The sequence below is a fragment of the Streptomyces sp. NPDC059456 genome (assembly GCF_042750055.1).
Lineage (GTDB): Bacteria > Actinomycetota > Actinomycetes > Streptomycetales > Streptomycetaceae > Streptomyces.
Genome location: NZ_JBHYVA010000581.1, coordinates 1 through 5567, shown reverse-complemented (window position 1 = coordinate 5567; position 5567 = coordinate 1). Strand labels below are relative to the sequence as shown.

Here is a 5567-nt window from a genome sequence, read left to right as displayed (position 1 = left end):
CCGCGGGAGTCCGCCGGACAGCTGGCCGCGTGGACCGACGGGCTCCTCTACGACCGCCTCGTCGGCGCCCTCGCCCGCTCCCGCCCGGCCCCGGACCGGGCCGAACTGGCTTCCGTCGCCCGCCGGATGCTCGACGCGGCGCTGACCGGGAAGGAGTAGCGCTCCGGCGTGATCCGGGAGCCGGGAGCCGGGAGCCGGGGCTTAGGATCGAGGCGTGATAGCCGAATTTCAGTGCGTGGTGCTGGACTGCCCCGACCCGCTGCTCCTCGCCGGGTTCTACCGGGAGGTGCTGGGCGGGACCGTCAACCGGCCGGACCCGCGCTGGACGGTCGACGAGCACTGGGCGACGCTGCACGTGCCATCCGGTCAGGTCCTCGCCTTCCAGCGGGTGGCGGACCACCGGCCGCCGCGCTGGCCGGACCCGGCCCACCCCCAGCAGTTCCACCTGGACTTCGCGGTGCCGGACCTGGACCGGGCGCAGGAGCAGGTACTGGCCTGCGGCGCGACGCTCCTGGACGCCCGCACCGGAGCGGTCCCCGACGACTGGCGCGTCTACGCCGACCCGGCGGGCCACCCGTTCTGCCTGATCCGCGAGGCCTGACCGCCGCTGGACGCCCGGACCGCCGCGCGAGCGCCCGGACCGCCGGACTGCCTGGCTGCCTGGCCGTGTGACGCCGTGGCGGGGGCCGTGCGCCCGGCGCGTCAGTCCGCCGAGCGGGTCCAGCCGACGGCCTCGATCCGGGACGCGTCGGCCGGACGGTCCTCCGCGAACAGGAGCCGGCCCGGTTCCGCCACCCGTACGACGTCCACGTACACCCCGCGCCCCACGTAGCGGCCGGTCGCGGCGTGCCGGAAGCGCAACTGCACCGGGCGCCCCGCCCAGGCGCCGAGCGGGGCTTCGAGACGGTGCCAGATGCGGCCGGACCAACCGCCGGCGCTGCCCAGCGGCCACTGCTCCGGGGTCCCGCCCGTCGACCGCAGCGTGCTGAACGGCAGCGGCTCCCAGGACTGCCCGTCGGCCGAGGCCTCCAGGTGGAAGGCGCCCTCGCCGGGCACGGTGTCCCACCACACGGCGCAGCGCAGCCGGGCCGCGCCGGTGGCCGGGGTCAGCGGCGGCAGGGTGAGGGTGCCGCAGCCGCCGGTCTCCATGCCCGAGTACCACGCCGGCCCGCCGTGCTTCGTACGGACCGGGACGGCGCGGGCGAGACGGTTGCCGACCGCGACCCGCGGCGCGCTGCCGGCCCGCCACGTGCGCACGGGGTGGACGGAGTTGCCGAGCAGGACCAGGAAGGAGTCGGTGGAGGGGTCCAGAACCAGGGAGGTGCCCGTGAAGCCGGTGTGGCCGGCGGAGTGCGGGGTGGCCATGGCCCCCATGTACCAGTGCTGGTAGAGCTCGAAGCCGAGGCCGTGGTCGTCGCCGGGGAAGGCGGTGTTGAAGTCGGTGAAGAGCAGCTCCACGGAGGCGGGGCGCAGGATGCGACGGCCGGCGTAGACGCCGCCGTCGAGGAGGGTGCGGGCGAGGACGGCCAGGTCCCAGGCCGTGCCGAAGACGCCGGCGTGGCCGGCGACGCCGCCGAGGGCGTGGGCGTTCTCGTCGTGGACCTCGCCCCACACCAGCCCGCGGTCCAGGCCGGACCAGGGGGGCCGCTGCACCTCGGTGGCGGCGGTGACCCGGCGCCAGGAGAGCGGTGGGTTGTAGCGAGTGCGGTGCATCCCGAGCGGAGCGGTGATCTCGTCCTGGAGCAGGAGGTCCAGCGTGTGACCGGTGATCCGTTCCAGGAGCAGCTGAAGCGCAATCAGGTTCAGATCGGAGTACCGGTACACCGTCCCCGGGGTCTCCTGCGGACGCACCGACCACAGCAGCCGCAACTGCCCCTCGCGGGAGGACTGCTGGTAGAACGGCGCCCAGGAACGCAGCCCCGAGGTGTGCGTGAGCAGCTGACGGACCGTGATCAGCTCCTTGCCGTCGCCGGTGAACTCGGGCAGGTACCGGTCCACCGGAGCCTCCAGCTCCAGGTGTCCGCGCTCCATCTGCTGCACGGCGAGCAGCGAGGTGAACAGCTTGGTCAGCGACGCCAGGTCGAAGACGGTGTCCTCGGCCATCGGGATCCGCTGGGCCGCCGGGAACTCCCGGACCCGGTCGGTGCGGCCGTCGTAGTCCGCGTACCGGACGGCCTCGCCCATCGCGCGGTGCAGGGCGATCGTGCGGCCCCGGCCGGCGAGCACCACGGCTCCGGCGTAGTAGGGGTGTTCGGGGGAGGGGCCCAGGAACCTCCGCGCCTCGTCGGCCGCCGCCTCCAGGTGTTTTTCGACGAGTCCCGCCTGCCGTGCGGAGCCGTACCGCAGGCGCAGCCCCTGGAGCGCGCGCCGCTCGGCCGGACCGCCCGCGGCCCCCGCGGCCCCGGGCAGTGCGGCGTGCAGGGCGAGCATCCCGCCGAGCCACAGCAGCCGCCCCGCGAGCCGCCTCCGGCTCGGCCCCCGCCCGCCCGCCGGCCCGACCTGGCCCCGAGCCCCACCCCCGGCGCCGTCCCCGCGCCCGGCGCCGTCCCCGCCCCCGGCGCCGTCCCCGTCCCCGCGCCCGTCCCTGGCCTCGCGCCCGACCCTGGCCTCGCGCCCGTCCTTGGCGCCGCGCCAGTCCTCGGCGTCGCGCCCGTCCCTGGCCTCGCGCCCGACCCTGGCCTCGCGCCCGTCCTTGGCGCCGCGCCAGTCCTCGGCGTCGCGCCCGTCCCTGTTGCCGTCCTCGGCCCTGGCCTCGACTCCGTCCCCGGCCTCGCGCCCGTCCTCGGCGCCGTCCCCGCCCCCGCGCCCTACCCTGGCCTCGCGCCCGTCCCTGGCGCCGCCCCCGTCCCTGGCCTCGCCCGCGACCCCGATGCCGTCCCCGTTCCTGGCCTCGCCCGCGGCCCTGGCCTCGCCCGCGGGCTCGCGGGCCGTCCCGGTCCCTGCGGGTGCCGTTCGTCCGCCGGAGGCCCGGGGGGCCCTCGGGGACCCGCTTCCGGCCCCGCCGCCGGGAGCCGCCGATGCTTCCGTGGCGGCCCTCCCGCCTGCCGCCCCGTGGTCCTCCATGACCGGTCCTCCCGTCCACCGCCGCACCCTCCCGAAGTATCTGCCCGCCGGCACGGCGGGCCCCGCACCGACCGACCGTCAAAGAATCTGACGATGCATCAGGAAATCCCTTCCCTCGGCCGCCGGGCTGCGGCATGCTGCCGCCCATGGAGACGGAGCTGAGCAAGAAACTGGGAGTCGAGCACGCCATCTTCGGCTTCACGCCCTTCCCGGCGGTCGCCGCGGCCATCACCCGCGCCGGCGGCTTCGGCGTCCTCGGCGCCGTCCGGTACACGGCCCCCGACGACCTCGCGCGCGACCTCGACTGGATGCAGGAGCACACCGACGGCAAGCCGTACGGCCTCGACGTCGTCATGCCCGCCAGGAAAGCCGTCGACGGCATCGGCGAGGCCGACATCGAGGCGATGATCCCGGCCGGGCACCGCGCCTTCGTCCGCGACACCCTCGCCAAGCACCACGTCCCCGAACTGGCCGAGGGCGAGGCCTCCGGCTGGCGGATCACCGGCTGGATGGAGCAGGTCGCCCGCAACCAGCTCGACGTCGCCTTCGGCTACCCCATCAAACTCCTGGCGAACGCCCTCGGTTCCCCGCCCGCCGACGTAGTCGCCCGCGCCCACGACCGCGGCGTCCTCGTCGCCGCCCTCGCCGGGAGCGCCAAGCACGCCCGCCGCCACGCCGAAGCCGGCATCGACATCGTCGTCGCCCAGGGCTACGAGGCCGGCGGCCACACCGGCGACATCGCCACCATGGTGCTCGTCCCCGAGATCGTCGAGGCCGTCGCCCCGCTCCCCGTCCTCGCCGCCGGGGGCATCGGCAGCGGCGAACAGATCGCCGCCGGCCTCGCCCTCGGCGCCCAGGGCGCCTGGCTCGGCTCCCTCTGGCTCACCACCACCGAAGCCGATCTGCACTCCCGCGCGCTCACCGCGAAACTGCTCGCCGCCGGCTCCGGCGACACCGTCCGCTCCCGCGCCCTCACCGGCAAACCCGCCCGCCAGCTCCGCACCGAGTGGACCGACGCATGGGACGACCCCGACGGCCCCGGCGCGCTCCCGATGCCGCTCCAGGGCCTGCTGGTCGCCGAGGCCGTCTCGCGGATCCAGAAGTACGAGGTCCAGCCGCTGCTGGGCACGCCCGTCGGGCAGATCGTCGGCCGGATGAACTCCGAACGCAGCGTCCAGGCCGTCTTCGACGAGCTCACCGGCGGCTTCGAGCGCGCCATCGACCGCATCAACCGCATCGCCGGCCGGACCCGAGAGGTGTGACCAGCATGAGTGCCACGAACGAGCAGCCCTCGGGGTCCACCCGGACGAAGTCCGGGGGAGGATTCTGGGCCCAGGCGGCCGCCGACCCCGGGCGCACCGTCCTCGTCACCCCCGAGGGCGAGGAATGGAGCGCCGGGCGCCTGCACGCCGACGTCAACCGCCTCGTCCACGGACTGCGCGCCGCCGGACTGGAGAAGGGCGACGTCTTCGCCGTCGTCCTGCCCAACGGCGTCGAGTTCCTCACCGCCTACCTCGCCGCCTCCCAGGCCGGCTTCTACCTGGTCCCGGTCAACCACCACCTCGTCGGCCCCGAGATCGCCTGGATCGTCTCCGACTCCGGCGCCAAGGTCCTCATCGCCCACGAGCGGTTCGCCGACGCCGCCACCGCCGCGGCCGACGAGGCGGGCCTGCCCGGGAGCCACCGCTACGCCGTCGGAACGGTCGCCGGCTTCCGCCCGTACGCCGAACTCGTCGGCGGACGCTCCGCGCAGCCCCCGGCTGACCGCACCCTGGGCTGGGTGATGAACTACACCTCCGGCACCACCGGGCGTCCGCGCGGCATCCGCCGCCCGCTGCCCGGCAAGCTCCCGGAGGAGACGTACCTCGGCGGTTTCCTCGGAATCTTCGGCATCCGCCCGTTCGACGGCAACGTGCACCTGGTGTGCTCCCCGCTCTACCACACCGCCGTCCTCCAGTTCGCCGGCGCCGCCCTGCACATCGGGCACCCGCTGGTCCTGATGGACCGCTGGACCCCCCAGGAGATGCTGCGGCTCATCGACGCCCACGCGTGCACGCACACCCACATGGTCCCGACGCAGTTCCACCGGCTCCTCGCCCTCCCGCAGGAGACGAAGGACGCGTACGACGTCTCCTCGATGCGGCACGCCATCCACGGGGCCGCGCCCTGCCCGGACCACGTCAAGCGGGCGATGATCGACTGGTGGGGCACGTGCGTGGAGGAGTACTACGCGGCCAGCGAGGGCGGCGGCGCCTTCGCCACCGCCGAGGACTGGCTGAAGAAGCCGGGAACGGTCGGCAAGGCCTGGCCGATCAGCGAACTCGCCGTCTTCGACGACGACGGGAACCGGCTGCCGCCCGGCGAACTCGGCACCGTCTACATCAAGATGAACACCGGCGGCTTCAGCTACCACAAGGACGAGGACAAGACGAAGAAGAACCGCATCGGCGACTTCTTCACGGTCGGCGACCTCGGGCTGATGGACGAGGAGGGGTACCTCTTCC

4 protein-coding genes are annotated in these 5567 nt (G+C 74.7%); 3 read left to right on the top strand and 1 reads right to left on the bottom strand.

The genetic code is table 11. The features are described from left to right. The first annotated feature begins 214 nt into the window (after window positions 1–214). Complete coding sequence (locus ACFXA3_RS33925; RefSeq protein ID WP_385193256.1) at window positions 215–601, top strand: VOC family protein; 387 nt, start codon at window positions 215–217, stop codon at window positions 599–601. Between the two features lie 101 nt (window positions 602–702). Here the strand turns inward: ACFXA3_RS33925 and ACFXA3_RS33920 are convergent, their stop codons facing one another. Next, entirely contained in the window at window positions 703–2448 is a 1746-nt protein-coding gene (locus ACFXA3_RS33920; protein WP_385193258.1) for a serine hydrolase, read from the bottom strand. Window positions 2449–3209: 761 nt separating this feature from the next. Between ACFXA3_RS33920 and ACFXA3_RS33915 the strand changes: the two genes are divergently transcribed. Then, window positions 3210–4325 carry an NAD(P)H-dependent flavin oxidoreductase gene (locus ACFXA3_RS33915; protein ID WP_385193254.1) on the top strand — a complete coding sequence of 372 codons (1116 nt, stop codon included), beginning with the start codon at window positions 3210–3212 and terminating at the stop codon, window positions 4323–4325. A gap of 5 nt (window positions 4326–4330) precedes the next feature. Continuing rightward, window positions 4331–5567: AMP-binding protein (locus ACFXA3_RS33910; RefSeq protein ID WP_385193252.1), on the top strand; the 1237-nt coding region annotated here is incomplete at its 3' end.